Here is a 26,492-nt window from a genome sequence, read left to right on the forward strand (position 1 = left end):
GGGTCCCTCTCTCGGATCGCGCTCGACCCGGGAGGAGGGGGCCCAGGGGCCTCGGCGTTCACACGTTCCGCGCCGGCACGACGCGCTCGTAGGCCAGGTGGCGGCTGCGCTCGCACCGGACCTGGGCGGGCCCGTCGAGCGCGGCGAGCGCGCGGCGGCCCTCGGCGGAGCCGAGCGCCCGGTCGCAGTGCTCCTCGTCGCGCCACCACAGCACGCCGGTGTACCGGGAGGGGCGTACGGTCGAGCGGAGCAGGTCGCTCCCGCCGAAGCCGCGTCCCTCCACGTGGATCCGGCAGAGCTCCGCGTACGCCTTCTCGAACTGGGCGTGGTCCTCGCGCACCTCGGCGGAGAGCAGGACGACGCTGCTGTCGCCGGGGGCCGCGTCCTCGCTGAGGACGCGGTCGACGCTGAGCGCCTGGTCGGCCTCGGTGCGGACGAGCCGGCCCACCCGGTGCACGTGCCCGGTGAAGGTGTCGTCGTGCACGGTGTCGAGCCAGCCGCTCAGCCGCTGCCAGTGGGCCAGGTGGACGTAGACATGGGGTCGTTCCACCAGCCGCACCGTGACCAGGAAGTCGAATCCGGGCCGCCGGCGCAGGAACTGGCTGTGGGCGGAGAACTCCCGCTCGAAATCGGCGAGTCCGCCCGTGACCTCGAACCGGTTGATGACGGTCACCGGTCGGGTCGGGTCTCTGTCGGTCACGCGTGGTCCTCCGCGTAGTTCTTGGCGTGTCGCAGGGTGGTGGAGCTGTTGGTGCCGAGCGCCTTGCGCACCAGGGCGCGGGCCTCGGCGAGGGTGGCGTCCGGTCCGAGGGCGGTGCGCACGCCCTCGGGGTCGAGGGTCACGGTGTGCCAGGAGGTGGCCCTCACGGTGCCGTCGTCCTGCGGTTCGACGGTCCAGCGGCCGGTGTGGCTGCTCAGGGCGGCGGGGACCTTGAGCTGCTTGTAGACGATGCTGTGGCGCTCCTCGAAGCAGACCCGGATCGAGGTGGTGTTGTGCAGCGAGCCGTCCGGGCTGCGGGTGTCCATGTCCATCCGCTGGACGCCGTTCTCCTCCTCGACGAGGTCGAGGCGGGCGACGTGCGGGAGGCGCTCGGGCCACAGGTCGGCGCGGTCGAGGAAGCCGTAGACGTCGCCGGCGGCACCGGCGATGGTCAGCGAGTCGTGGAAGCTGAAGTGGAGTTCGGCGCGGTCGGGTCCCTGCTCGGCGGCGTGCTTCAGGGCGGTGAGTTCGGCGCGGCTGTTGCGGTCGACGGCCTGCTCGATGAGCTCCTCGGCGGCCGGGTCGTCGCCCACCGCGCGGTAGTCGTGCAGGAGGACGACCCGGGTCGTGCCGTCGCCGGCGGGTTCGACGCGCCACTCCCCGCCCATGGAGGCCACCGGGGCGGCGGTGACGACCTGGCGGAAGCGGACGGTGCGGGCCACGGGGTCGAGGGTCCGGCGGGAGGTCCAGGTGCGGACCTGTCCGTTGGCGATGGCCCAGATCCGCAGGTGCTGCTCGCCGCCGCCGGGCGGGGCCTCGTCGAGCACCTCGACGTGGACCGTGGGTCCGAAGACCTGCGGCCAGGCGGAGACGTCGGCGATGAGGTCGTAGACGGCCGCCGCGGGGGCGCCGACCGTGACGGTGTGCTCGGTGAGGCGGTCCCTCGCGGTCGAGGGGGTCGTAGCGGGCGCCACGGCGTACCTTCCTTTCGGCGGCCGTGAGAACGGCCGCACCAGAGTGGCAGGGATGGGCTCGAAGAGGACTTGAGCGGTGGTGGACCGCGGTCAGCGGGCGCCGGCCCAGTCGGGCCGGTCGGTGATCTCGACGACGGCGCAGCCCCAGCTGTATCCGGCGCCGACGCTCACGAGGACGCAGCGGTCCCCGGGCGCGGCCCGGCCGGTGGTCACCAGGTGGTCGAGGCCGGCGAACTGGTCGCCGGCGCCGAGGTGTCCGACGGTCCGGCTGAACTCCCAGGTGGTGCGCTCGGGTTCGATGCCGAAGGGCGTGTAGTAGATGGAGGTGAGCCGGCGGCGGCCGAAGTGCGGCAGGACGATCCACCGCGCCTCGTCCAGCTCGATCTCCGCGTCGGCCAGGGCCTGCTTGATGACGGTCTGCTGGCCGGCGTGCGCCCGGGTGATGGCGTACGAGAGGCCGTGGCGCTGGACGAAGGTGCGCTTGGCCGCGTCGAAGTCGACGGGTATGCGGTGCCCGAACGGGGCGTCGGTGAAGGGCTCGTCGCCGCGGTGCAGGGGTTCGAGTTCGGGGTCGGCGTGCAGGGCCAGCGAGAGCAGCCGGGCGAAGCCGCCGCGCCGGGAGAGCACGAGGGCGGTGGCACCGTCGGCGTACGGGGTGCCGGGGTCGGTGCGCCAGCGGTCGATGCCCGGGGCGCAGAAGCGGTCGGCCGTGGTCAGCAGGGCGTCGCGGCTCCCGTGCCCGGCGGCCAGGTAGGCGGTGGCGAGGTCGAGGGCGGCGAGGCCGCCGTTGGACATCTGGCGGATCTCCAGGGCCGGGCAGGAGTTGCCGAGGGCCGCGCGCTGGATGTACGACGCGACGGGCCACAGGTCCTGCCCCTGGTGGTAGGTGTCGGCGTGCAGGACGAGGTCGACGTCCCCGGCTGTGGACCCGGCGCGTTCCAGCACGGTGCGGGCCGCCGCGGCCGCCATCTCGGCGGCCGACTCGTCGGGCGAGACGGCGACCGACACCGCGCCGGTCTGTGCGGCGGTCCCCGGCGGGCACTCCCCGGCGGCGACGGCGTCGGCCACCGCGAGCGTGCGGGGCAGCCGCACCGCCGTCCCGCGCAGGTAGGTGTTCTCCACTCGCACAGCTACTCCCTCGTGGTCACGGGCGGTTCAGCCGGCCGAGGCGATCGTCAGGGGGACCTCGGACCGGTCGGGGGCGACGTCTTCGTCGCGGAGCACGTAGCGGACGGCGTCCAGCAGGGCGCGCCAGCTGGCGGTGACGGTGTTCCCGTCGACGCCGACGGTTCCCCAGCGCCGCTCGCCGTCGTGGTAGCCGATCAGGACCCGGGCGCGGGCGCCGCTGCCCGTGTCGCCGGTGAGCACCCGCACCCGGTAGTCCACCAGTTCGAGACGGGCGAGCTGGGGGAAGAACGGGTCGAGCGCCTGGTGCAGGGCCCGGTCGAGGGCGTTGACGGGGCCGTTCCCGCTGCCGGTGGCGGCGAGCGGAACACCGTCGATCCGCAGCCGCACGGCGGCCTCGGTCCGCTCGGAGCCGTCCCGCCGGCGGGCCACGGACACCTGCCAGGACTCGACGTCGAACGGGGCGGGCTCGGGCCCGCCCGCGAGCTCCTCGCGCAGCAGCAGCTCGAAGGAGGCGTCGGCGGACTCGAAGCTGTAGCCCTCGTTCTCCAGCTCCTTGATCCGCGCGGCGGCGCGGGCGACCTCGCCGGAGCCGGCGGCGACCTCGTAGCCGAGTTCGCGCGCCTTGAGCTCCACCGAGGAGCGGCCGCCCATGTCGGAGACCAGGGTGCGCATGGCGTTGCCGACCCGGTCCGGATCGATGTGCTGGTACAGGTCGGGGTCGACGCGGAGCGCGGCCGCGTGCAGCCCGGCCTTGTGGGTGAAGGCGGCGGCGCCCACGTAGGGGGCCGAGGAACGGGGCGGGAGTCCGGTGATCTCGGCGATCGCGCGCCCGGTGTCGGCGAGCCGGGCGAGCTGTTCGGGAGTGAGGATCTCCCGGCCCTGTTTGAGGGCGAGGTTCCCGATGAGGGTGAACAGGTCGGCGTTGCCGCAGCGTTCGCCGTACCCGTGGGCGGTGCCCTGGACGTGGACGGCTCCGGCGTCGAGGGCGGCCATGGAGTTGGCCACGGCGCACCCGGTGTCGTCGTGGCAGTGGATGCCGAGGGCGGCGCCGGTCCCGGCGAGGGTGTCGGCGACGGTCGCGGCGACCTCGTGGGGCAGCGATCCGCCGTTGGTGTCGCAGAGCACGACCGCCTCGGCCCCGGCCTCCGCGGCGGTCCGCACGACCTCCAGGGCGTAGTCGCGGTTGAGCCGGTGTCCGTCGAAGTAGTGCTCGGCGTCGAGGAAGACCCGCCGGCCGGCGTGCACGAGGTACCGCACGGTGCTGCCGATCATCGCGAGGTTCTCGGCGAGCGTGGTGCGCAGGGCCCGCTCGACGTGGCCGACGTGGCTCTTGCCGACCAGGGTGATCACCGGGGCGCCGGAGACCAGGAGGGCGCGCACCTGGGGGTCGACGGTCACCGGGACCTCCGGCCGCCGGGTCGCCCCGAAGGCCGCGAGCCGCGCGTTCCGCAGCCGGAGCTCCTTCTTCGCGCGGGCGAAGAACTCGGTGTCCCGGGGCACCGCCCCCGGCCAGCCGCCCTCGATGAATCCGACCCCGAGGGCGTCCAGGTGGCCGGCGACGGCGAGCTTGTCGTCCACCGTCAGGGCCATGCCCTCCTGCTGGCAGCCGTCGCGCAGGGTCGTGTCGTACAGCTGAGGTCTCGCCTCGGCCATGGCCCCTCCTCCTTCGCACCGCGCGCGCCCGTCGCGGCGCGGTTCTGGGCGGTCACCGTCCGGTGACCGGCTCGGGCAGAGCTGGAGTACCGGTCGACGTCGCGGGGGTGCCGGCGCCGCCCGCGCCGGCGCCGGAAGGCCCCCACCAGTGCGGATGGTCCCGGTACCAGGCGACGGTGTCCGCGAGGCCCCGGTCGAAGGGCACGCGGGGCGCGTAGCCGAGCTCGTCGCGGATCTTGCGGTCGTCCAGGGCGTACCGCAGGTCGTGCGCCTTGCGGTCCGGGGCCGTGCGCACCAGCGCCGGATCGGCGCCGCACAGCTCGACGAGCCGGTCGGCCAGCCGCCGGTTGGTCGTCTCGTTGCCCCGGCCGATGTTGTAGATCTCGCCGGCCCGCCCCCGGGTGAGGACGGTGTGCACGGCCCGGCAGTGGTCGTCGACGTGCAGCCATTCGCGGACGTTGCTCCCGTCGCCGTACAGGCCCACCGGGAGTCCGCGGAGCAGGCGGGTGACGAAGAGCGGGATCAGCTTCTCGACGTACTGGCGGGGCCCGTAGTTGTTGGAACAGCGGGTGACGGAGAGGTCGAGGCCGTGACTGCGCCAGGCGGCGCGGGCCAGCAGGTCGGAGGCCGCCTTGGAGGCCGCGTACGGCGAGTTCGGCAGCAGCGGCCGGTCCTCGTCCCAGGAGCCGTGCTCGATGGAGCCGTAGACCTCGTCCGTCGAGACGTGCACCACGCGCGGCACCCGCGCCGCGACGCACGCGTCCAGGAGCGTCTGGGTGCCGAGGACGTTGGTCCGGACGAACTCCGACGCCCCGGTCAGCGACCGGTCCACGTGGGACTCGGCCGCGAAGTGCACGACCGCGTCGTGCCCGGGCAGCAGCTCCCGGAGGAGGTCCCGGTCGCAGACGTCGCCGCGGACGAAGGTGAGCCGGGGCCCGTCGGCCGGCAGGTTGGCCCGGTTGCCCGCGTAGGTGAGCTTGTCGAGGACGGTCACCCGGGCGCCCTCGGAGCCCGGGTGACCGTCGGCGAGGAGCGTACGGACGTAGTGCGAGCCGATGAAGCCCGCGCCGCCGGTGACGCAGATCCTCATGCCGCCACCTCGACGCTCGCGTGGTCGCCCACGAGGAGCCGGTGCCAGCCGGGCACCCCGCCGGCGGTGACGGTGGCCTGCCGGCCGATGACCGAGCCGCGCACCGAACCGACCCCTGCCACCTGCGCCCCGTCCAGGACGAGGCTGTGCTCGATCACCGAGGAGCGCACCTCGCAGTCCTGCCCGATGGTCGTGCACGGGCCGACGCCGCTGTCCTCGATCACCGATCCGGCGCCCACGATCACCGGCCCCACGAGGCGGGAGCGGACGATCCGGGCGCCGGGTTCGACGACGACGGCGCCGATCAGTTCGCTGTCGGCGTCGACCTCGCCGCGGACGGAGGGGACGAGGTCCTTGAGGAGTTCGCTGTTGCACTCCAGGACGTCCTCGACCCGCCCGGTGTCCCGCCAGAAGCCCTCGTAGACCCGGGCGCGGACGTCCTCGCCCCGCTCGACGAGCCACTGGATGGCGTCGGTGATCTCCAGTTCGCCGCGGGCGCTGGGCCGGATCGCGTCCACCGCCGCGTGGATGGCCGCGGTGAAGAAGTACACGCCGATCACGGCCAGGTCGCCGCACGGTTCGCGCGGCTTCTCCACGAGCCGCAGCACCCGGCCCTCGGCGTCCACCTCGGCGACGCCGAACTCGCTGGGGTGCGCGACCTTGTGGACGACGATCTGGGCGGCGGGCCGCCGGAGGACGAAGTCCCGGGCGATGTCCTGGACGCCGTCGGTGAGCATGTTGTCGCCGAGGTACATCACGAAGTCGTCGTCGCCGAGGAAGGGGCGGGCGATGGCGACGGCGTGGGCGAGCCCGCGCGGCGCCTCCTGCGGGATGTAGGTGAGCCGTACGCCGAACCGGGCGCCGCTGCCGAGCGCTCCCTCGATCTTCCCGCTCCGGTCGCCGACGACGACACCGATCTCGGTGGCCCCCAGATCCCGCAGGGCCTCGACGACGTGGACCAGCACCGGCTTGTTCGCGATCGGGATCAGCTGCTTGGGCATCGAGTGGCTGAAGGGCCTGAGCCTGCTGCCCAGTCCCCCGGCCAGAATCAGTGCTTTCATGCGGAGCCTCCTCAGAACTCCCCGAGGACGTCGCGCAGGGCCGAGATCACCCTGTCCTGCACGTCCACGGGGAGTGACGGGTACATGGGGAGCGAGAAGATCTCGCCCGCGGCGGCCTCGGTGGCCGGGAGCGCGCCCGGGGCGTAGCCGAGGTGGGCGAAGCCGGTCATGGTGTGGACCGGCCAGGGGTAGCTGATGTTGAGCGCGATGTCGTGGCGCTTCAGGCGCTCGATGATCTCGTCGCGCCGGGGGTGGCGCACGACGTAGACGTAGTAGACGTGCTCGTTGCCCGGGTTGGTGACGGGCAGCCGGAGGCCGTCCGGCGCGACCAGGTCGCCGAGGCCCTCCTCGTAGCGCCGGGCGACGGCGCGGCGGCCCTCGACGTAGGAGTCGAGCCGGGTCAGCTTGCGCCGCAGGATCTCGGCCTGCACCTCGTCCAGGCGGCTGTTGTGGCCCGGGGACTGGACCACGTAGTAGACCTTCTCCATCCCGTAGTAGCGCAGCCGGCGCAGGGCCGCGTCGGTGCCGTCGTCGTTCGTGACGACCGCCCCGCCGTCTCCGTACGCGCCGAGGACCTTGGTCGGGTAGAAGGAGAAGGCCGCCGCGTCGCCCATCGTGCCGGCGAGCCGTCCGTGGTGCCGGGCGCCGTGCGCCTGGGCGCAGTCCTCGACGACGGCGAGGCCGTGCCGGGAGGCGATCCGCTCCAGCGGGGCCATGTCGACGCACTGGCCGTAGAGGTGCACCGGGAGCAGCGCCTTGGTGCGGCGGGTGACGGCCGCCTCGACCTGCGCGGTGTCCATGAGGAAGTCGGACTCGTCGATGTCGACGAAGACGGCGCGGGCGCCGGTGCCCTCGATGGCGACGACGGTCGGCGCGGCGGTGTTGGAGACGGTGATGACCTCGTCGCCGGGGCCGACGCCGAGCGCCTGGAGCGCCAGCTTGACGGCGTTGGTCCCGTTGTCGACGCCCGTGCAGTGCCGGACGCCGTTGTAGGCGGCGAACTCCTCTTCGAAGCCGCGCACGCTCTTGCCGAGCACGAGCTGGCCGGAGGAGAACACGGTCTCCACCGCGTCCAGCAGATCCGCGCGCTCCTTCTCGTACTCCGGCAGGTAGTCCCAGACGTGGGTGGTCATGGACGGATCAGCCTCCATCGGTCTCTCCGGTCGAATGGAGGGGAGGTTGAGCCAGGGTGGTCGCGCCTCGCTCAAGCCGTGGTGTCGCGCCGCGCCCGGGTCGTGGCGCGCGGGCCGCTCAGGCCTTGGGGCAGCGGGGGGCGAGCGGCTCGTCGTGGGCCGCTCAGGCCGTGGTGCGGTGGGGGGGGCGAGCGGCTCCTCGTGGGCCGCTCAGACCGTGGTGCGGTGGGGGGCGAGCGGCTCCTCGTGGGCCGCCAGGGCGGCGCCGCGGGCGATCAGGGCGTCGATCTCCGAGGGGGTGAGCCCGCTCTCCGACAGCACCTGGCGGGTGTGCTCGCCCGGGGTCGGCGCGGGCCCCGGGTCCGGCGCGGGGGTCCGGTCGAAGCGGGGCGCGGGGGCGGGCTCGGTCCCCGTACCGGTGTCGATGTAGGTACCGCGCGCGCTCAGCTGCGGGTGGCCTGCGGCCTCCGGCAGGGTGAGCACGGGGGTGACGCAGGCCTGGGTGCCGGCGAAGGCCTCCGTCCAGGCGTCCCGGCTCCTGGTCGCGAACCGGGCGGCGAACGCCTCGCGCAGGGCGGGCCATCGGGTGCGGTCCGCGCGGTCGGGCAGGGAGTGGGCCGGGAGGCCGAGTCCGGCGATCAGGTCGGCGTAGAAGCGCTCCTCCAGAGCGCCGACGGCCACGTGGCCGCCGTCCGCGCACGGGTAGGTGGTGTAAAAGGGGGCTCCTCCGTCGAGCAGGTTGGCTCCGCGCGGGCCGTCCCAGGACCCCTCGTCGCGCATGGCGAGGAGCATCCCGAGGAGCGAGGCGGTGCCGTCGACGATGGCGGTGTCGACCGTCTGCCCGAGCCCCGACCTCCGGCGTTCGTGGAGCGCCGCGAGAATGCCGCAGACCAGCAGCATCCCGCCGCCGGCGAAGTCCCCGAGCAGATTGACGGGGGGCACCGGCGCGCCGCCGTCGGTGCCGATCGCGTCCAGCGCCCCGGTCAGCGCGATGTAGTTGATGTCGTGGCCGGGCGCGCTCGCCAGCGGTCCGTCCTGGCCCCAGCCCGTCATCCGGGCGTAGACCAGGGCGGGGTTGCGGTCCCGGCAGGCCTCGGGCCCGATCCCGAGCCGCTCGGCGACTCCGGGCCGGAAGCCCTCGACGACCACGTCGGCACGGTCGGCGAGGCGCAGCACCGCGGCGACGCCCTCGGGGTCCTTGAGGTCCAGGGCCACCGAGCGGCGGCCCCGGTCGAGCACCCGGTGCCAGCCGCCGAACGGCCGTCGGCCGTCTGCCCGGTCGACCCGGATCACCTCGGCACCGAGGTCGGCCAGCATCATGCAGGCGAACGGCACCGGGCCGATCCCCGCGAGTTCGACGATCCGCAGCCCGGCCAGCGGTCCGCGTCGCGGACCGGTCTCTCCCGTCGGCGGGCCCGTGGGCCGCGGGCCGCGGAAGCTCGTCCTTGTCGTCTCCATGGCCGGGGACGGTAGGAGCCGCGGCTATGAGCGGGCTCGAGCCGACTTCGAGCCCGGGGTGGCACCTTCCGGCCCACTCGCATCCCCGGTTCCACGATCAGAAGGAGTCCGCTCATGAGCGACCCGACCCGCGCGACGGAGACCAGCGCGGCCACGTGCCGCATCTGCGACGGCGAGGTGACCGAGTTCCTCGACCTGGGGCGGCAGCCCCTGTCGGACGCCTTCCCCGAACCGGCGCGCACCGAGGGCGAGTTCTTCTACCGGCTGGCCGTCGGCGTGTGCGCCGACTGCGCCATGGTCCAGCTCACCGAGGAGGTGCCCCGGGAGAAGATGTTCCACGAGGACTACCCGTACCACTCCTCGGGTTCCTCGGTCATGCGCGAGCACTTCTCCGCCACCGCCCGCGGCTTCATCGAGAAGGAGCTGACGTCGGCGGACCCCTTCGTCGTCGAGATCGGCTGCAACGACGGCATCATGCTCCGCACCGTCAGCGAGGCCGGCGTCCGGCACCTGGGCGTCGAGCCGTCCGGCGGTGTGGCCAAGGTCGCGGCCGCCTCGGGCATCCGGGTGCGCAACGACTTCTTCGAGGAGCGGACGGCCGCCGAGATCCGCGCGGAGGACGGCCCGGCCGACGTGATCTTCGCGGCCAACACCCTGTGCCACATCCCCTACATGGACTCCGTCCTGCGGGGCGTCGGCGCCCTGCTCGGCCCTGACGGCGTGTTCGTGTTCGAGGACCCGTACCTGGGCGACATCGTGGAGAAGACGTCCTTCGACCAGATCTACGACGAGCACTACTACTTCTTCACGGCCCGCTCGGTGTCCGCGATGGCCGCCCGCTTCGGCCTCGAACTCGTCGACGTCGAGCGGCTCACCGTGCACGGCGGCGAGGTGCGCTACACCCTCGCCCGGTCCGGCGCCCGCACCCCCTCGCCCGCGGTCGCCGCGCTGGTCGCCGAGGAGGCCGGGCGCGGCCTCGGCTCCCTGCCGACGCTGAAGGCCTTCGCCGCGAACGTCAAGCGGATCCGCACGGAGCTGGTCGCCCTGCTGTCCCGGCTGCGCGCCGAGGGCCGCACGGTCGCCGCGTACGGGGCGACCGCCAAGAGCGCCACCGTCACCAACTTCTGCGGGATCGGGCCGGACCTCGTGGACTACGTCTGCGACACCACGCCCGCCAAGCAGGACCGGCTCACCCCCGGGGCGCACATCCCGGTCGTGCCCGCGGAGCGGTTCTCGGGCGACTACCCCGACTACGCGCTCCTCTTCGCCTGGAACCACGCCGAGGAGATCATGCGCAAGGAGCGGGGCTTCCAGGAGAGCGGCGGCAAGTGGATCTTCTACGTCCCCACGGTCCACGTCGTCTGACCCGGCCACCGCAGCGGAGGAGGTAGCCCCACCATGCCCGAGAAGACCTTCGAAGGCCGGACCGTGGTCGTCACCGGCGGCGGCACCGGCATCGGCCGCGCGGCCGCGCTGGCGTTCGCCGGACTGGGGGCGGCCGCGGTGATCGTCACCGGTCGCCGCAAGGAGCGGCTGGACGAGGTGGCCGCGCTGAGTCCGGCCGTCGTCCCGGTCGTCGCCGACGTGACCACCCAGGAAGGGGCGCGCGCCGTCGCCGAGGCGGTCGGCACCCACGGCGGCGGGACGCTGGACGTCCTGGTGCACAACGCCGGCGTCTTCCGGTTCACCCCGCTGGCGGCGCTGGATCCCGGCACCGCGCGGGAGGTCCTGGACACCAACGTGCTCGGACCGGTGCTGCTCACCGCCGAGCTGCTGCCGTTGCTGCGCTCCCCCGGCGGCACCCTGGTGCTGGTCTCCAGCCGGGGCGGGCACAACCCGGGGGTGGACAGTTCGCTGTACTCGGCGAGCAAGGCCGCCGTGGACAGCTTCACCCGGAGCTGGGCCGCCGAGCTGGCTCCGCGCGGCATCCGCGTCAACGCCGTCGCGCCGGGCTTCGTCCGTACGGAGGCGTACGCGGCGAACGGTCTCGGCCCCGAGCAGGTGGAGGGGCTGTTCGCCGGGGTCGCGGGGACGATCCCGCTCGGCCGGGTCGCGGAGGCCGACGAGGTGGCACGCTGGCTGACCTTCCTCGCCGACCCGGCGAACGCGCTGGTCACGGGCCAGGTCGTCACGATCGACGGCGGGCTGGACATCGCCGGCGGCTGAACAGCGACCGGCAGGCGGGTGGGCGCCGTCCGAAGCGGAACGACCGCTCCGGACGGCGCCCGCACATGCGTTCCCGTGGACACTCGTTCCGGCGCGTCGTGTCCGCGTTCCGCCGGAGCGGCCCACGCGTCGATGAGACTGACCCGGCTACCCGTCAGTCCGTGTCGGCCGTGACGCCGGCTCCCAGCGCAGGAGACGAACATGAGGATTCTGGTGACAGGCGCGACCGGCGGCGTCGGCCGGTACGTGGTCGACCAGCTGCTCTCGGCAGGGGTCCAGGTGCGGGCGCTGACCCGCGATCCGGCGAGGGCCTCGCTGCCGCCGGGCGTGGAGGTCGTCCAGGGGGACCTCTCCGTTCCGGACGGACTCGCCCCCGCCTTCAAGGACGTCGACGGGCTGCACCTGTTCCCGGTCGAGGAGACCGCCCGGGAGGTCGTCGACCTGGCCCGCGAGGCCGGGGTGCGTCGCGTCGCGGACCTCTCCGCGGCGGCCGTCACGATCGGGCTGTACGAGAGCCCGACCGAGAAGGCGATCGAGGAGTCGGGGCTGGAGTGGACCCACGTCCGCCCCGCCGAGTTCATGACGAACCGCCTGCACCTGTGGGGGCCGGACATCCGCGCCGAGCGGGTGGTCCGCTACCCCTTCCCCGACGAGACGGGCGTGCCGGTGCACGAGGCGGACATCGCCGCCGTCTCCGTCGCCGCGCTGCTGGAGGACCGGCTCCTCGGCAGGGCGCTCACCCTGACGGGGCCCGCGCCGATCAGCGCGCGCGAGCAGGTGCGGGCGATCGGGGACGCGCTGGGCGAGGACGTGCGGCTGGAGGAGGTGAGCCGGGAGGAGGCGCTGCGGCTGATGCGGGCGCAGGGCGGATTCGCCGCCGAGAACGCCGAGTTCCTGCTCGGCTACCAGGACTACACGGGCGAGGACGGCGCGGGCGAGGACGGCCTGTCCGACCAGGACTACTCCGCTCTGCTGCGCCCCTGGCCCGACGTCGAGGAGGCGACCGGGCGGCCGGCGCTGGACTTCGCCCGGTGGGCGCGGGACCACGCGGACGACTTCCGCTGAACGCCGCCGGCCCGATGCCCCAGCCGGTGGGCGGGACATCGGGCCGCGTGGGGGGCGGGGCGGTCAGCGGCCGGCCAGTTCCTCCAGCTTGCGCACGATCGCGGAGGTGCTCGGCAGCGCGGCGATCTCCTCGGCCAGGGCGCGGGCCCGCTCCCGGTACAAGGGGTCGGTGAGGATCGCGCGGCCCGCCTCCTCGATCCGCTCCGGGGGCTCGACCAGGTTGAGCGTGATCGAGGCGCCGTACGCGTCGAAGCGGCGCATCGGGATGGCCGAGGCCAGCATGTCGGGGAAGACCAGCTGGGGCACGCCGGCGGCGGCCGCGTACATGCAGGTCTGGCCTCCGCCGTGGTGGATCAGCAGGTCGCAGGAGGGGACGACGGTGTCGAGCGGCACGTAACCCGCCCGGATGCCGGGCCACTCGGCGCGCAGCGCCTCGGCGACCGGCTCCTGGGTGGCGACGATCAGCTCCACGTCCTGGAAGACGGGGTTCTCCAGGATCGGCCGGAAGAACGCGACGCCGAGCGTGTCGATCATGGCCGCCCGCGAGCCGGAGGTCACCAGGACCCGCTTGCGCTCGGTACGCCGGTAGACCCAGGGCTCCAGCGGAAGCTGGGTGGAGCCGGGCGTCCACCGCATGTACTGCGCGGGCTCGGCGCCCTCGGGCCGGAGCGACGCCGGGGTGATGTGGACGTACAGGTCCTCCCTGGGGAAGGTGTCCAGACCGAGCTTCGCCAGCTCCGGACGGAGCTCGTCGGCCACGTACTCCAGGTCCTGCGGGTCCCGCTCCAGGGCGTCCCAGGCCTGGCAGACGTAGGGGACCTTGGCGTGGTGGGCGATCAGCGCGGCACCGTAGTTGCGGGTGCCGCCGACGACCAGGTCCGGACGCCAGTGGTCCGCCAGGTCGGCCAGCCGCTCGAAGCTGTCCGCCGCCATCCGGGCGAAGCCGCGGCTGGCGAACTCGCACTCGGCGGCCTCGCCCCGGGGACGGTCCAGCTTGTTGCCGTCCCGGTCCCAGAACATGGCCTTGAAGACGCCCATCTCCGACATCGCGAAGGCGGGCAGGCCGTGCTCGGTGACGGCGGCGACGTCCTCCTGCGGCGCGGCCACGATCACCTCGTGGCCCTCGGTGCGACACGCGGACGCGAGGGGCAGCAGGGCGTGGACCGTCGCTCGGCCTCCACCGGTGAAGAACAGGATGCGCACGATGACTCCTTACGGATTGGCTGGGCTGACGCGCAGGGCTTCGGCCTCGACCTCGACGCTCGCGGTCACCCGGTCGTCGGGGTCGCGGACCGTGGAGACCCCGCTGCTGGTGAAGGTGTCGCCGGTCAGGACCGCGTGGTGGTCGATGTCCACCCAGCCGAGGTAGGCGCCCTGCTCGTCGACCAGGCGCTCGGCTATCCGGTAGGAGAACCGGCCCTCCCCGGTCGCGGTCCAGGTGCCCGCGCCGCCGCCGCCCGGCGCCGGGCCGGCCAGGATGAAGGCCCGGCCCTCGGGGGTGAGGTGCAAGGTGCTGACGAACTCCTTGCCCTCCAGGCGGAACCGCTCCGTCCAGGTGCCTTCCGGTCCCGGCGTGCTCGCTGCCGACTCGTCCACTCTGCTCCTCCCCTTGCCCATGGCTGGTCCGGCGACGCTAGGCCGCCCGCCTCGACGCCCGCTCGAACCGTCGGGGGGCCCCCCGGGGCCCCGGGGGCGCCCCCCCGGGGGGCGGGGGGGGGCCGGGGGGGGGGGCCGGCCGCCCCCCCCCCCCCCCCGCCCCCCCCCGCCCCCCCCCCCCCGGGGCGCCCCCCCCCGGGTCCGCGCGGGGGTGGACAGGCTGGGGGCACGTCCTTCCCGACCTCCCGCCGTGACCGCCAAGGAGCACCATGACCACCGACGCCAGCACGCCCGCGATCCCGGAGACGGCCCGCGAGGTCCGGCTCGCCCGCCATCTCGACGGCGCGATCACCCCCGGCCACTTCGACATCGCCGAGGTCCAGGTCAGGGAGCCCGGCCCCGGCGAGGTCCTGGTCCGCACCGACCACGTCTTCGTGGCCGCGGCCTACCAGGACCTGATGCGCCCCGACTGCCCGCTGCCCGTGCCGCCGTACCAGGTGGGCGGCCGGATCGGCGGCGGCGAGGTGGGGACGGTCGTGCGGTCCGCCGACCCCGGCCTGGCCGTCGGCGACGTCGTCCAGATGATGGCGGGCTGGGGCGAGTACACGACCGCGCCCGCCGACCGGTTCCACCGGCTCGACGCCGGACTCTTCCCCAGCTCGTCGTACTTCCTGAGCCAGGGGCCCACCGCCTACTACGGGATGGCCACCCTGGCGCAGGCGGGCCCGGGCGACGTGGTCTTCGTGTCGGGAGCGGCCGGCGGGGTGGGCTCGCTCGCCGGGCAGATCGCGAAGTGCCGGGGCGCCTCCAAGGTGATCGGCAGCGCCGGCAGCAAGGAGAAGGTCGCCTACCTCGTCGACGAGCTGGGCTACGACGCCGCCTTCGACTACCACGACGGCCCGGTCCTCGACCAGCTGCGCGAGCTCGCGCCGAGCGGCATCGACGTGTTCTTCGACAACGTGGGCGGCGAGCAGTTCGAGGCCGCGGTGCAGGCGGCGGCCCCGCACGCCCGGTTCGCGCTCTGCGGTGCCCTGTCCGGGCAGATCGGCGGGACGGGCGGCCGGCCGCGCTTCGACCTCCTGACCGCCATCACCCGCCACATCGAGCTGCGGCCCTTCGCCACGTACCACACGCCCGAGCAGATCCAGGCGTGGACCGAGCACCTCGCACGGTGGCTCTCCGAGGGCCGCTTCGTCTTCCCCCAGACCGTCGTCGAGGGGGGCATCGAGCAGGCGCCGGGCGCGCTCCTCGACCTGCTCGCCGGCCGGCACCGGGGCAACGTCGCCGTGCGGTTCGCGGGCTGACGGGCCCGGTCGGCGGAGACCCGGTGGCGGAGACCCGGTACGGGGCCGTACCGGGTCTCCGTCCCCGGGGGGGCCGTCCCCGGGGGGCCGTCAGCGCGCGGGCGGCAGGGTGGTCGCCTCGACGCGGACCCGCAGCCGGCGGACCACCCGGTCCGCCGCGTCGTGGACCGTCGAGACGCCTTCGCCCGTGAAGGCGCGGCCGGTCAGCACCGCCGTCTGCGCGATCACCACCCGCCCCGCGCCGCGGCCATCGTCCCCGGCCAGCGGCTCCACCACGCGGAAGCCGAAGCGTCCGGCGCCGAGGTCCCACCAGACGCCCGTGCCCGTCCCGCCCTCCAGCAGCAGCGCCGTCCCGTCGGCGGCGAAGCGGAAGACACTCGTCGTCCACCGCCCCCGGCGTTCCACCCGAACGCTCCAACGCCCCACCGGCCCCGGCTCCGTCACGGGCCCCGGCTTCGTCTCCGACCGCGTCTCCGGTCCCGGTCCCGGCTCCGACCCCGGTCCCGGCTTCGGCCCGCTCTCCGTCATCCGGCCAGGGTCGGCCGCCCCGCTCGGGGCCGGCTCGACCGGCCCGCCGGGGCACGGACCGGGGCCTGCTCCGTCCCGGACGGCCGTGGCGCCGCTCGGGCCCCGGTCAAGCGCCGCTCGAGCCGCGCCCGGCACGGTGGTCCCATGAGAGTGCTCAGTCTGCGGACACTGAACCGGACCCTGCTGGAGCGGCAGTTCCTGCTGGAGCGGACCTCCCTCCCCGCGATCGACATCGTCCGGCACCTGGTCGCGATGCAGGCGCAGGAGCCCAACTGGCCCTATGTGGGCCTGTGGACACGGGCCGAGGGCTTCGCCCACAAGGAGCTGACCGACCTGTACGAGGACCGTGCCGTGGTGCGCGGCACCATGGTGCGGCGTACGCAGCACCTGGCGGCCGCCGAGGACTTCGCGTGGCTGCGGCCCACCGTGCAGCCCGTCGTGCGCGGCGCTCTCGCCCACGGCTACTTCGCCCCCCACGTCGAGGGGCTGGACACGGAGGAGCTCGCCGCGGCGGGACGCGAGCTCATCCGCGGCGGCGATCTGACCCGCGCCGCACTGGGCCGGCAGCTCGGCGAACGCTTCGCCGGCCGTCACGGCGCCCGGCTCGCCTCCGTGGTGGAACTCCTGGAGCCCGTCGTGTACCCGCCGCCGAACGGCGTCTGGGGCGCCTGGGGCAACCGCACCACGACACCGCTGGCTCTCGCCCACGACTGGACCGGCGTCCCGACGGCCACCCGGCCGGATCCGCGCACCATGGTCACGCGCTACCTGGCCGCCTTCGGCCCGGCCGGCATCCTGGACGTCCAGGCGTGGTCGGGGCTGACCCGGCTGCGCGAGGTCGTCGAGTCCCTGCCGCTGCGGATGTTCCGCACCGTGGACGGCAAGGAGCTGTACGACCTCCCGGACGCGCCGGTCGCCGACGCCGAGACCCCGGCACCGGTGCGCTTCCTGCCCGCGTTCGACAACGCGGCGCTCGGGCACAAGGACCGCACCCGGCTGATCAGTGACGCCGACCGGCGGCGGATCGCCCCGGTCGCGGCGCTCGGCGTGCCGCTCCTCCTGGTGGACGGCTTCGTGCGGGGCTCCTGGTCGTTCAAGGACGGCGCCCTGCGGATCACCCCCTTCCGGCCGCTGGGCCGCGCCGAGGAGGACGCGGTGCTCGGCGAGGCGCGGTCGCTCTTCGGCTTCGTCGCCGGCACCGGGGCGCCGGAGGACATCGCGGTCGAGGCCTGAGCCGTTCTCCATGGGCGGTCCAGCGGCGCGGGACAGCATCGGGGGTGCGCCGACCGGGCTCCACCGGGCGGACACCTCCGGAAAGGGATCCGATGAGCAGAGAAAGTCTCGGCCAGATCTACACCCGTGCCGAGATCTACGAGGCCGTGTACCGGGCACGCCGCAAGGACTACCGGGCCGAGGCCGCCGAAGCGGAGTCCATCGCCCGCGAGTTCGGCACCGACCCCAAGTCCCTGCTGGACGTGGCCTGCGGCAACGGTCCTCACCTGCGGTACTTCCGCCAGAGCTTCGACGATGTCGAGGGCGTGGACGTCTCCGAGGACATGGTGCGGCTCGCCCGGCACAACCTGCCGGACGTCCCCGTCCACCAGGGCGACATGGCCGGCTTCCGGCTGGAGCGCACGTTCGACGTCATCACCTGCATGTTCAGCTCGGTCGGCTATCTGCGCGACACCGACGAGCTGGACGCCACGGCGGAGTCCTTCGTCCGCCACCTCAACCCGGGCGGCGTCGTCGTCCTGGAGCCGTGGTACTTCCCCGACACGTTCGTGCCCGGGCAGATCATGAGCACCCTGGCCACCGAGGGCGGGCGCACCATCTCCCGGATCTCGCACGCCACCCGGGAGGAGGGCGACATCGCGCGGGTGCTCGCGCACTACCTCGTCGCCGACTCCGCCTCGGGCGTGGAGCATTTCATCGACAGCCACGACCTGAAGCTCTTCACGCGTTCGGAGTACGAGTCGGCCTTCGAGCGGGCGGGCTGCACGGTGCAGTACCGGGAGCGCGGGACGAAGGTCGGCATGTTCGCCGCCACCCTGGGGCACGCCCGGTGAACCACGGTGACTGAGCCGCCGCGTCCCGCCCGTGTCGCCGTCATCGGCGGCACCGGCTGGGTGGGCCGCCATCTGCTGGCCGCCTTCGCCGACCGGGGCCACGAGGTCCTCGCACTGGCCCGCAACGACGCCGCCCACCTCCCGCCGGGCGCGTTCCGGCGGCTCGACCTGACCGCGGCCGGCCCCGACGCGCTCGCGGAGCTGCTGGACCGGGAGCGGGTCGGGATCGTCGTCAACGCCACCGACGGGGCCAACGCTACCGACGGCTGGGACCGCTCCGACGAGGAGATGACCGCCGCGAACGTGCACGCCGTGGAGCGCCTGCTGGCGGCCCTGGCCCGGCTCCCCGGGCGACCGCGGCTGGTCCACCTGGGGTCGATGCACGAGTACGGGCCGGTCCCGGACGGCACCCTGATGGGCGAGTCGCTGACGCCCGCGCCGGTGAACGTCTACACCCGCAGCCGGCTGGCCGGGACCCGGTCCGTGCTGGACGCGGCCCGGGCCGGAACCGTGTCCGCGGTGGTGCTGCGGCTCGCCAATGTGTGCGGGCCGCATCCTTCCTCGGCGGCCTTCCTGGGGAAGCTGCTGTCCCGGCTGCGCGACGCGGCGGCGGGCGAGCGGGGGGTGCGGCTGACCGTCGCCGAGGGGGCCCGCCGGGACTTCGTCGACGTGCGCGACGTCGCGCGGGCCGTCGTGCTGGCCGCTGCCGCGCCGGTGGACGGACGTGCCGTCAACATCGGCAGCGGCACCGCGACCCCGGTCCCGGAGCTGGTGGACCTGTTCCTCGCCGTCACCGGCCTGCCGGCCGGGACCGTGCGAAGGGACCTGCGTCCCGTCGACGGCCTCGGCTCCGACTGGATGCGGGTCGACAACCGGCTCGCCGCGCGGCTGCTGGGCTGGTCGCCGCGGGTCCCGCTGCGCACCTCGCTCGTCGACATGTGGCGGAGCTGAGGGCACCTCGACCGGACCCGGGGACTTCCGGTCAGGCAGGGTGCCGCGACCGGACCCCGGGCCCTCCGGTCAGGCGTGGGGTCCGACCGTCACCCTGCCGAGGGTCAGTTCCGTCCGGCCCTCCAGGATCTCCCCGACCCGGGCCACCTGGGCGTCGAGTTCCTTGCGCAGGACGCCGGTCAGCGGGGTGATCTCCTCCACTGTGACGTGCAGCTTCCTGCCGGAGCGGCGCTGGTGCCAGACGCCGGCGACCTGCCCGTCGACGAGGAGGACCGGGAAGTTCCCCGCCTGGCCGGCGGCGAGGGCTCGTTCGGACGCGGCGCCGGGGTAGAGCAGGTCGCGCGGCCGGCAGCCGACCACGTACGCGTCGAAGTACGGCAGCAGCACCAGGCCGCTGGGCGGGGCGTCGGGCACGGCGGTGTCCCCGGCAACCACCCAGGCGCGCTCACCCGCCAGTTCCACCTCCTCCAGGGCGTCGCCGAGCGAGGCGAACAGCTCGGTGGCCCAGCGGTTCGGGGCGGCCAGCCAGCGGGCGAAGTGCTGGGGCGTCGCGGGCCCGAAGGCGTGGAGGTACGAGGTCACGAGGGCGGCGAGGGCGGCGGTCCCCTCCTGCGGGGTGAAGCCGGGCAGCCAGCGGTGCGGATTGGTGTAGGTGACCTTGCGCCCGCGGGTCGGCCCGAAGCACAGCGCGCCGCGGTTGGCGGCGAGGTCCATGGCGGCCCTCCAGCGCGGCCACTTGCCCTGGAAGGCCTCCATGACCGGGTCGCCGGCCCAGGAGCCGGTGCGCTCCACGATGGCTTCCGTCAGTTCGTCGGCGGTGAGCTCCGCGTCCTCCAGCGAGTCCGCGACGGCGGCGACGACCTGGTCGATCTGGTCGGGGGTGAGCAGCTGCTGACCGCCGCGCGCGTTGCCGGACGACGGCGGGAGGGCGGACAGCGCCCCCGTCCACATCGGCAGGTCGCGGGTGGGCAGCAGGTGCACGGTGCCGCGCGGCCCGTACGTCTTCACCAGGGTCCGCTCCGTCCACAGCGCCTCGCGCACGCCCACCCGGGTGGTCCCCGACAGCCGCAGCCCGACGGACAGTTCGGCCGCCGAGAGCACTTGGGCGTGCGCGCCGCACAGCCGGGTCACCACGTCCGCCGGGTCGGTGGCCGTGCCCGTCGGCATCAGCGAGCTGCGCTCCAGCCGCCGTGCGGACACCCCGGCCCACGGGAGAACGGGTACCTCTGCCGCACGGTCCTTCATGTTCTGCGCTCCTCCGGGTTCGACACCGACCGCCCACTATCGCGCACCGCGCTCGCGTCCGGCTCGAACGCGCAGCTGGAGCGGGGCTCCAGATCCCGTCGAGCGTCCGGTGGCACGGTCGCCGAAATCCCGACTGCGTAAGGACAGAGCCTGATGCGCATCATGTTCACGATCTGGCCGATGGCGGCGCACCTGTACCCCGCGGTGCCGCTCGCCCTGGCCCTGCAGAGCGCGGGCCACGAGGTGTGTGTCGCCTCCCACCCCCTGTTGACCGGCACGATCCGCGCGGCGGGCCTGACGGCGGTCGAGATCGGCACCGGCGACACCATGACCTCGCTGGACGGGGCCGAGGAGTTCATGCCCGGCGAGGAGGAGAGCGAGCGGCTGCTGGCGTTGCTGGCGGAGGATCCGGCGGACCGTCCGGCCGCGGAGATGTTCACCCTGTTCCTGGGGGCGGTGCGGATGTACAACACCGTCCCGGAGGGCGGGGCCGCGGCGCCGGGGGTGGACGACGTGGTGGCCTTCGCCCGCGCCTGGCAGCCCGATCTGGTGGTGTGGGAGCAGTGGCCGGCCGCCGCCGTGGCGGCGCGGTTGTGCGGGGCGGCGCACGCCCGGATCCTGTGCGGACCGGACTACTGGGCCTGGGGCAGGGAGCGCATCCTCGCGGCGGGCGGCGCGGATCCGACGGCGGCCATCGTGGCGCCGATCGCGGAGCGGTACGGACTGGAGGTCGACGACGAGCTGGTGCTCGGCCAGTGGACCATCGATCCGACGCCGACCGCGCTGCGGCTGCCGGCCGTCGAGCCGAGGGTCGTGTCGGTGCGCCGGGTCCCCGTCTCGGGCGGCGCGGTGCTGCCGCGCTGGCTGCACCCGCGCCCGGAGCGTCCCCGGGTGGCGGTCTCCCTGGGCACGTCGGGGCGGGCGCTCGGAATCACCGACCGGGACCTGATCGCCGACGTCCTGGAGGCGGTCGGCGGCCTGGACGCCGAGGTGGTCGCGACCTTCGACGCGGAGCAGCTGGCGGGTCAGCGGGTCCCGGAGAACACCCGTACCGTCGACTTCGTGCCGCTCAGCCATCTGCTCGGCACCTGCTCAGCCGTGGTGCACCACGGGGGCGGCGGCACGTTCGCGGCGGCCGTGTCGCACCGGGTGCCGCAGCTGATCGAGACGAGCGGCGAGCTGGAGTGCGCCGCGTACGCCGACTACGTGACGAGCCGGGACGGCGGGCTCGCGGTGAACCACACCCGGCAGTCCCCCGAGGAGATCCGGCGGAGCATCGAGCGGCTGATCGAGGAGCCGGTCTTCCGCAAAGGCGCCGGCACGCTGCACGCCGAGTGGCTGGCGATGCCGGGTCCGGTGGACGTGGTCCCGACCCTGGAGCTGCTGGCCGCCCGGCACCGTACGGCGCCGCTGCCGCCCCGCTGAGCGTCCCGCGGGAGGAAGGCCGTCGCCCGGACACCTTCGCGGGGTGTCCGGGCGACGGCTTTCGCATGTGCGGTCAGAGGGTGACGGCCCCCGTGGTGAGCAGGGAGAGCAGTGTCCTGGCCTCCACGTCGACGTAGTGGCCGTGCCGGACGAGGGAGCCGAGCTGGCCGGGGGTGATCCAGTGGTAGCCCGGCGGCGGCCGGAGCGGTGCCTCGGTCTCGTCGCACTCCATGAAGAGGTACCGGCTCTCGGCGTTGAGGAACCGGCCGCCCTCCTCCGAGTGCAGCGCGGCGTAGCGGAAGCGGGCGGGGTCGGCGCGGAGCACCGTGTCCAGGAAGGGCGGCCGGTCCCGGGGGGCGAGATGGGCGTAGTTCTCCGGGGTGTACTGGACGGTGGGTCCGAGCTCGATGGTGTCGAGGAAGCCGGCCTCGACGCGGGCGTGCGCCAGCAGGTGGGGCACGCCGTCGAAGCGGCGGGTCAGAAAGGCGTTGACGCCGAGGCCCCGGGGTTCCAGGAGCGGCTGGGTCCAGCGGCTCACCTCCCTGCTGCCCGCCTCGACCGAGACGGCGACCACCCGGAAGTAGCGGTCGTCGGCGTGCCGGACGGTGTGCTCGTCCCGCGCCCAGCCGCGTACCCCGCCCAGCGGCACCAGCCGGGTGCGCACCTGGTGCCGGGAGCGTTCGCCGGCGATCCAGGAGAGCACCTCGGTGTCGGGGTGCAGGGCCCCGGCCTCGTGCCGGGCGACGGGGGCGCAGGCCAGGACCGTGCGGGCGTCCATGTTCACGACGTTGTCCCGGCGCAGCAGCTCCCCGATCTGGCCGAGGGTCAGCCAGCAGAAGTCCTCGTGCGGCGGGATGTCGTCGACGGTCTCGACGATCATGTTCCGGTTGGACTTCCGGTAGAACCACGAGCCCTGCTCGGACTGGAGGACGTCGGCGAGGACCCGTTGGGGCGCGGGGTGGACGAAGCGCTCGATGTGGCGGACTCCGGCGCCCCGGTGCACCCGTGTGTAGTTGCTGCGGGTGGCCTGCACGGTCGGTGAGAGCTGGAGCAGGTTCCGGTTGCCCGGTTCCATCTTGGCCTGCATCAGGAAGTGCAGGACGCCGTCGAACTCCTTGGCCAGGATGCCGAGGATCCCGACCTCGGGTTGTTCGATGACGGGCTGCTCCCACTCCGCGTCCGGGCCGTCGCCGACCCGGACGCGGAGTCCGCGCACGGTGAAGAACCGGCCGCTGCGGTGGCCGAGGTCGCCGGTGGCCGGGTCGAAGCGCCAGCCGTCGAGGGCGGCGAAGGGGACGCGTTCCACGGCGAAGCGGTGGGCCCGGCCGCGTGCGGCCAGCCAGGCGTCGAACGCGTCGGTGCGCAGCTGGGCGCCGGCGTCGCGGACGGCGGCCGAGCGGGCGAGCCGGTCCGGGAGGTCCGTGTCCGTCCGCGGCCGCAGGAGCCGGACGGCCGTGCTCACGTGTCCCCTCCCGCCGGGGCGGGCCGGCGGCGGGTCATTCCGCTTCCCCCCAGGTCACGGGCAGGCTGGTGAGGGTGTGGTTGATCTCGCCGGTGTGCCAGGGGAGTTCGCGCTCGGGCACGGCGAGCCGCAGGTCGGGGAAGCGGCGCAGGAGGCCTTCGAGGGCGATCTCCAGCTCCATGCGGCCCAGGTGCTTGCCGAGGCAGTGGTGGACGCCGTGGCCGAAGGAGATGTGCGGGTTGCGCTCCCGGTCCAGGTCGAGGCGGTCCGGGTCGGTGAAGACGGCCGGGTCGCGGTTGGCGGAGGCCAGGGCGAGCAGGACGGCGTCGCCCTCGGCGATGGTCACGCCCCCGATCTCGATGTCGGCGGCGGCGACCCGCGGGAAGCCGGTGGTGTCGGTGGCGAAGAGGTTGACGTGGCGGAGGAGTTCGTCGACCGCCCGGGGTATCAGGGCCGGGTCGGCGACGAGCCGGTCCCACTGGTCGCGGTGGTCGACGAGCAGGGCGAGGACGGAGTTGGCGAGCTGGTTGGCGGTGGTGTCGAAGCCGGCCCCGATGAGGGTGAAGCCGAAGGTGACCAGCTCCTCCTCGCTGAGGCGGTCGCCCTCGTCGCGCGCCGCGATCAGCTCGGAGAGCATGTCGTCGGTCGGGGTGGCCCGCTTGTCCGCGACCAGACCGACGATGTACTCGCTGAGCTTCGCGAGTCCGGCGAGGGACTCCTCGCCGCCCGCCCGGTCGTCGACGGTGGCGAAGGCCCGCGCCCACTTCTCGAAGTCGCGCAGGTCGGCCGGGGGTACGCCGAGCAGTTCGCCGATCACGGTGAGGGGCAGCGGCACCGCCAGGGCCTGGACGAGGTCGACCGGTCCGGTCTGGGCCTGCATCGCGTCGAGCAGTTCGTCGGCGACCTGCTGCACACCGGCCCGCATCCGCTCGACGCGGCGGAGCGTGAACGCGCCGGCCACCAGCTTGCGGAGCCGGGAGTGCTCGGGCGAGTCGAGCGAGATGATCATCTCGGGGGTGGTGTGCATGGTGCCGCCGACGCGCGGGGCGCCGGGTCCGCACGCCCTGGCGCGGCTGAGCCGGGGGTCGGCCGAGAGCTCGCGCACATGGTCGTAGCGCGTCACCAGCCAGGCGTCGACGCCGCCGGCGGTGCGCACGCGGACCACCGGCTCCTCGTCCCGCAGTTCCGCGTAGCGGGGGTCCGGCCCTCGGTAGGAGGAGCCCGGGAAGGGGAACAGATCGGTTTCTCGAGGGGCAGACACGCTTGACACCTCCGCTGTCGCCGCACGGCTCGGCGCGGTGCGCCCGTCCGCCGCCACGGCCCGTCTGGCATGGTCAGCCGCACGGTAGGAGGGGGTGCTCGAGCAGTGCTCGCCAGGCCCTCGGGCGGTGGCCGAGGGCCTGACGGGAGGTCCGGGCGGTCGGGCCCGGGGGATGCCCGGACCTCGGGCGGTCGGACCCGGAGGGGGATGCCCGGACCTCGGGCGGTCCGGCCCGGGGGGAATGCCCGGTTCTCGGGCGGTCCGGCCCCGGGAGGGGCGAACGCGCGCGCGGCGAGAGCCGTACCCGGGGTGGGTACGGCTCTCGCCGCGGGGGGGGGCCGCACGGAGCGTGGCGGGGCGGTGGGGAGCCGCCGGAGGTGTCAGGAGGGCCTCATCGGCCCGGGGACCCCTCCGCCACCGGTCGCTCCTTCGCCGGGGCGGCCGGGGTGCTCCCGACGGCCGCGGCGGCGGACTCGGGGTCGGCCGCCGCCTCCGGCTCCGCCGCCTCGCCGTCCGGGGTGCCGGCGCCGGTGTCCTCGCCCTCCGGCGCGGTCGGGCGGACGTGCTTGAGGAGGACGGCCACGAGGATCGCGGCGACCGCGATGAGCGCGGCGCTGACGGTGGCGTTGAGGTGCAGGCCCTCGGTGAAGGCGGAGCGCGCGGCGGCCGCGAGGGCGGCGCCGGTGTCGCCCGGCAGCTGCTCAGCGGTGGCGAGGGCCGCGCCGAGCGTGTCCCTCGCCGCCTCGGCGGTCTGCCCGTCGATCCCGGCGGGCATGTTCTCGGCGAGGTCGCTCCGGTAGACGCCGGTGCCGATGCTGCCGAGGACGGCGACGCCGAGCGCGGTGCCGAACTCCTGGTTCGTCTCGGACATGGCGGAGGCGACGCCGGCCCGCTCGGGCGGCACGGCGCCCAGGATCATGTCGGTGCCCATGATGGTCATCGGGCCGATGCCGAGCGCGAAGATGACGTTGCCCGTGACCAGCAGGGCCAGCTGGCCGCCGTCGAGCTGGGTGTAGAGGGAGCAGCCGATCACGCCGACGGCGAGGCCCGCCGCCATGACGTACGCCGGCCGGTACTTCTTGACCAGGGCGGGGGTGACGGCTCCGACGACCATCATGGCCGCCGTCTGCGGCAGGGTCCACAGACCCGCCTCGAACGGCGACATGCCGAGGATCAGCTGGAGGTACTGCGCCATGAACAGGAACATGCCGGCCATGGCGAACAGCACGAGGGTCATGGTCCCCAGCGAGGCGCTGAACTTCCGGTTGGCGAAGAGCTTGAGGTCCAGCAGGGGCGTCTCCAGCGACCGCTGCCGCAGGGCGAACGCACCGGCGAGCACCACGCCGACGGCGACGTAGACCAGCGGTGCGGCGGCGATGCCGTCCTTGGCGAGCTCCTTGACGCCGTACACCAGCGTGATCATGGCGCCGACCGAGAGCACGAGGCTCAGCAGGTCGAGCCGGCCGGGGGCGGGGTCCTTGTACTCGGGCAGCAGCACCGGGGCCGTGACGAGCAGCAGCACCATGGCGGGCACGGCCATCAGGAAGACCGAGCCCCACCAGAAGTTCGTGAGGAAGGCCCCGCCGACGAGCGGACCGATGGACATGCCGACCATGAAGGCCGTCATCCACACGGCGATGGCGCTGGCCCGCTGCCCCGGATCGTGGAACATGTTCCGGATCAGGGCCAGCGTGGAGGGCATGAGGGTGGCCCCGGCGATGCCGAGCAGGGCGCGCGCGGCGATCAGCGTCTCGGCGCTGTCCGCGTACGCGGCGATCACGGAGGCGACGCCGAAGGCCGCGGCGCCGATCAGCAGGAGCTTGCGGCGTCCGATGCGGTCACCGAGGCTGCCCATGGTGATGAGGAATCCGGCCACCAGGAAGGCGTAGATGTCCAGGATCCACAGCAGTTCGGAGCTGGTGGGGGCGAGGTCGGCGCTGAGGGCCGGCACCGCCAGGTACAGGACGGTCATGTCCATGGAGATCAGCATGGCCGGCAGTGCCAGGACCGCCAGCCCGATCCACTGCCGTCGCCCCGCCTTCGGCGGTGGGGCGGCGGAGGCGGCTACTTCTGTCATCAGAGATCCCAATCTGTCGCGTTGCCATCCCCCGTCGGCCGGGGCCCGCGCAGGGTCCCGGGAATCTCCATGAGACGGCCAGGCGCTTGAGCGCGGCTCGAGCGGGCGCGGATCCGGAACCGGCCACTCCATGCCTTTCGGCCAGGAAA

General features: G+C 74.0%; 23 protein-coding genes. 8 read left to right on the forward strand and 15 right to left on the reverse strand.

Features of this window, described 5'->3' with window-relative positions; genetic code table 11:
• Positions 1 to 58: 58 nt before the first annotated feature.
• The 8 genes from ACFYT9_RS34045 to ACFYT9_RS34080 all read right to left on the reverse strand — a co-directional run bounded on the left by ACFYT9_RS34045 (position 59) and on the right by ACFYT9_RS34080 (position 9,197).
• On the reverse strand, positions 59 to 700 hold the full coding sequence (locus ACFYT9_RS34045; protein WP_389169837.1) for an antibiotic biosynthesis monooxygenase family protein: 642 nt from the start codon (positions 698 to 700) through the stop codon (positions 59 to 61).
• Positions 697 to 1,674: an aromatase/cyclase gene (locus ACFYT9_RS34050; RefSeq protein WP_389169840.1), complete on the reverse strand. Its 978-nt coding sequence runs from the start codon at positions 1,672 to 1,674 to the stop codon at positions 697 to 699. The genes ACFYT9_RS34045 and ACFYT9_RS34050 overlap by 4 nt, the downstream gene beginning before the upstream one ends.
• Before the next feature lie 90 nt (positions 1,675 to 1,764).
• The gene (locus ACFYT9_RS34055; protein ID WP_389169842.1) at positions 1,765 to 2,802 is read right to left on the reverse strand and encodes a ketoacyl-ACP synthase III family protein; all 1,038 of its coding nucleotides are present in this window, start codon (positions 2,800 to 2,802) and stop codon (positions 1,765 to 1,767) included.
• A 27-nt stretch (positions 2,803 to 2,829) separates the two neighbouring features.
• The gene (cimA, locus tag ACFYT9_RS34060; protein WP_389169845.1) at positions 2,830 to 4,455 is read right to left on the reverse strand and encodes a citramalate synthase; all 1,626 of its coding nucleotides are present in this window, start codon (positions 4,453 to 4,455) and stop codon (positions 2,830 to 2,832) included.
• 52 nt (positions 4,456 to 4,507) lie between these two features.
• Positions 4,508 to 5,545, reverse strand: coding sequence for a dTDP-glucose 4,6-dehydratase (gene rfbB / locus ACFYT9_RS34065; RefSeq protein WP_389169848.1), 1,038 nt, complete (start codon positions 5,543 to 5,545; stop codon positions 4,508 to 4,510).
• Positions 5,542 to 6,606, reverse strand: coding sequence for a glucose-1-phosphate thymidylyltransferase (locus tag ACFYT9_RS34070; protein WP_387278214.1), 1,065 nt, complete (start codon positions 6,604 to 6,606; stop codon positions 5,542 to 5,544). Before ACFYT9_RS34070 ends, rfbB begins: the two co-directional genes overlap by 4 nt.
• Positions 6,607 to 6,617: 11 nt before the next feature.
• Positions 6,618 to 7,739, reverse strand: coding sequence for a DegT/DnrJ/EryC1/StrS family aminotransferase (locus tag ACFYT9_RS34075; protein ID WP_387278216.1), 1,122 nt, complete (start codon positions 7,737 to 7,739; stop codon positions 6,618 to 6,620).
• Positions 7,740 to 7,949: 210 nt separating this feature from the next.
• Positions 7,950 to 9,197 carry a CaiB/BaiF CoA transferase family protein gene (locus ACFYT9_RS34080; RefSeq protein WP_389169851.1) on the reverse strand — a complete coding sequence of 416 codons (1,248 nt, stop codon included), beginning with the start codon at positions 9,195 to 9,197 and terminating at the stop codon, positions 7,950 to 7,952.
• A 114-nt stretch (positions 9,198 to 9,311) separates the two neighbouring features.
• Between ACFYT9_RS34080 and ACFYT9_RS34085 the strand changes: the two genes are divergently transcribed.
• The 3 genes from ACFYT9_RS34085 (at position 9,312) to ACFYT9_RS34095 (ending at position 12,428) form a co-directional block, all read left to right on the forward strand.
• Entirely contained in the window at positions 9,312 to 10,562 is a 1,251-nt protein-coding gene (locus tag ACFYT9_RS34085) for a methyltransferase domain-containing protein (protein WP_389169853.1), read from the forward strand.
• Positions 10,563 to 10,595: 33 nt separating this feature from the next.
• The gene (locus tag ACFYT9_RS34090; RefSeq protein ID WP_387278222.1) at positions 10,596 to 11,363 is read left to right on the forward strand and encodes an SDR family NAD(P)-dependent oxidoreductase; all 768 of its coding nucleotides are present in this window, start codon (positions 10,596 to 10,598) and stop codon (positions 11,361 to 11,363) included.
• Positions 11,364 to 11,564: 201 nt separating this feature from the next.
• Complete coding sequence (locus ACFYT9_RS34095; RefSeq protein ID WP_389169856.1) at positions 11,565 to 12,428, forward strand: NAD(P)H-binding protein; 864 nt, start codon at positions 11,565 to 11,567, stop codon at positions 12,426 to 12,428.
• Positions 12,429 to 12,491: 63 nt separating this feature from the next.
• On the opposite strand, the gene ACFYT9_RS34100 is transcribed toward ACFYT9_RS34095, so the two are convergent.
• Together ACFYT9_RS34100 and ACFYT9_RS34105 are read right to left on the reverse strand one after the other, a co-directional pair.
• Positions 12,492 to 13,631, reverse strand: coding sequence for a glycosyltransferase (locus ACFYT9_RS34100; RefSeq protein WP_389169859.1), 1,140 nt, complete (start codon positions 13,629 to 13,631; stop codon positions 12,492 to 12,494).
• 9 nt (positions 13,632 to 13,640) lie between these two features.
• Positions 13,641 to 14,024: a hypothetical protein gene (locus tag ACFYT9_RS34105; protein WP_387278228.1), complete on the reverse strand. Its 384-nt coding sequence runs from the start codon at positions 14,022 to 14,024 to the stop codon at positions 13,641 to 13,643.
• Positions 14,025 to 14,293: 269 nt separating this feature from the next.
• On the opposite strand from ACFYT9_RS34105, the gene ACFYT9_RS34110 reads away from it, so the two are divergent.
• Positions 14,294 to 15,328, forward strand: a complete 1,035-nt coding sequence (locus ACFYT9_RS34110) for a zinc-binding dehydrogenase (RefSeq protein WP_389169862.1) — start codon at positions 14,294 to 14,296, stop codon at positions 15,326 to 15,328.
• 90 nt (positions 15,329 to 15,418) lie between these two features.
• On the opposite strand, the gene ACFYT9_RS34115 is transcribed toward ACFYT9_RS34110, so the two are convergent.
• The gene (locus ACFYT9_RS34115) at positions 15,419 to 15,733 is read right to left on the reverse strand and encodes a hypothetical protein (protein ID WP_389169865.1); all 315 of its coding nucleotides are present in this window, start codon (positions 15,731 to 15,733) and stop codon (positions 15,419 to 15,421) included.
• Positions 15,734 to 16,000: 267 nt separating this feature from the next.
• On the opposite strand from ACFYT9_RS34115, the gene ACFYT9_RS34120 reads away from it, so the two are divergent.
• The 3 genes from ACFYT9_RS34120 (at position 16,001) to ACFYT9_RS34130 (ending at position 18,873) form a co-directional block, all read left to right on the forward strand.
• Complete coding sequence (locus ACFYT9_RS34120; protein ID WP_389169867.1) at positions 16,001 to 17,089, forward strand: winged helix DNA-binding domain-containing protein; 1,089 nt, start codon at positions 16,001 to 16,003, stop codon at positions 17,087 to 17,089.
• 92 nt (positions 17,090 to 17,181) lie between these two features.
• Complete coding sequence (locus tag ACFYT9_RS34125; protein ID WP_389169870.1) at positions 17,182 to 17,922, forward strand: class I SAM-dependent methyltransferase; 741 nt, start codon at positions 17,182 to 17,184, stop codon at positions 17,920 to 17,922.
• A gap of 6 nt (positions 17,923 to 17,928) precedes the next feature.
• On the forward strand, positions 17,929 to 18,873 hold the full coding sequence (locus tag ACFYT9_RS34130) for an NAD-dependent epimerase/dehydratase family protein (RefSeq protein ID WP_387280253.1): 945 nt from the start codon (positions 17,929 to 17,931) through the stop codon (positions 18,871 to 18,873).
• 69 nt (positions 18,874 to 18,942) lie between these two features.
• On the opposite strand, the gene ACFYT9_RS34135 is transcribed toward ACFYT9_RS34130, so the two are convergent.
• On the reverse strand, positions 18,943 to 20,118 hold the full coding sequence (locus tag ACFYT9_RS34135) for a winged helix DNA-binding domain-containing protein (protein WP_387280251.1): 1,176 nt from the start codon (positions 20,116 to 20,118) through the stop codon (positions 18,943 to 18,945).
• Between the two features lie 153 nt (positions 20,119 to 20,271).
• Between ACFYT9_RS34135 and ACFYT9_RS34140 the strand changes: the two genes are divergently transcribed.
• On the forward strand, positions 20,272 to 21,543 hold the full coding sequence (locus ACFYT9_RS34140; protein ID WP_387280249.1) for a glycosyltransferase: 1,272 nt from the start codon (positions 20,272 to 20,274) through the stop codon (positions 21,541 to 21,543).
• A gap of 73 nt (positions 21,544 to 21,616) precedes the next feature.
• Here the strand turns inward: ACFYT9_RS34140 and ACFYT9_RS34145 are convergent, their stop codons facing one another.
• The 3 genes from ACFYT9_RS34145 to ACFYT9_RS34155 form a co-directional block, all read right to left on the reverse strand.
• On the reverse strand, positions 21,617 to 23,005 hold the full coding sequence (locus ACFYT9_RS34145; protein WP_389169875.1) for an NDP-hexose 2,3-dehydratase family protein: 1,389 nt from the start codon (positions 23,003 to 23,005) through the stop codon (positions 21,617 to 21,619).
• A 34-nt stretch (positions 23,006 to 23,039) separates the two neighbouring features.
• Entirely contained in the window at positions 23,040 to 24,266 is a 1,227-nt protein-coding gene (locus tag ACFYT9_RS34150; RefSeq protein WP_387280245.1) for a cytochrome P450, read from the reverse strand.
• 391 nt (positions 24,267 to 24,657) lie between these two features.
• Positions 24,658 to 26,343 carry an MFS transporter gene (locus tag ACFYT9_RS34155; protein WP_389169878.1) on the reverse strand — a complete coding sequence of 562 codons (1,686 nt, stop codon included), beginning with the start codon at positions 26,341 to 26,343 and terminating at the stop codon, positions 24,658 to 24,660.
• Positions 26,344 to 26,492 lie beyond the last annotated feature (149 nt).

Source organism: Streptomyces sp. NPDC004435, from assembly GCF_042873895.1.
Lineage (GTDB): Bacteria > Actinomycetota > Actinomycetes > Streptomycetales > Streptomycetaceae > Streptomyces.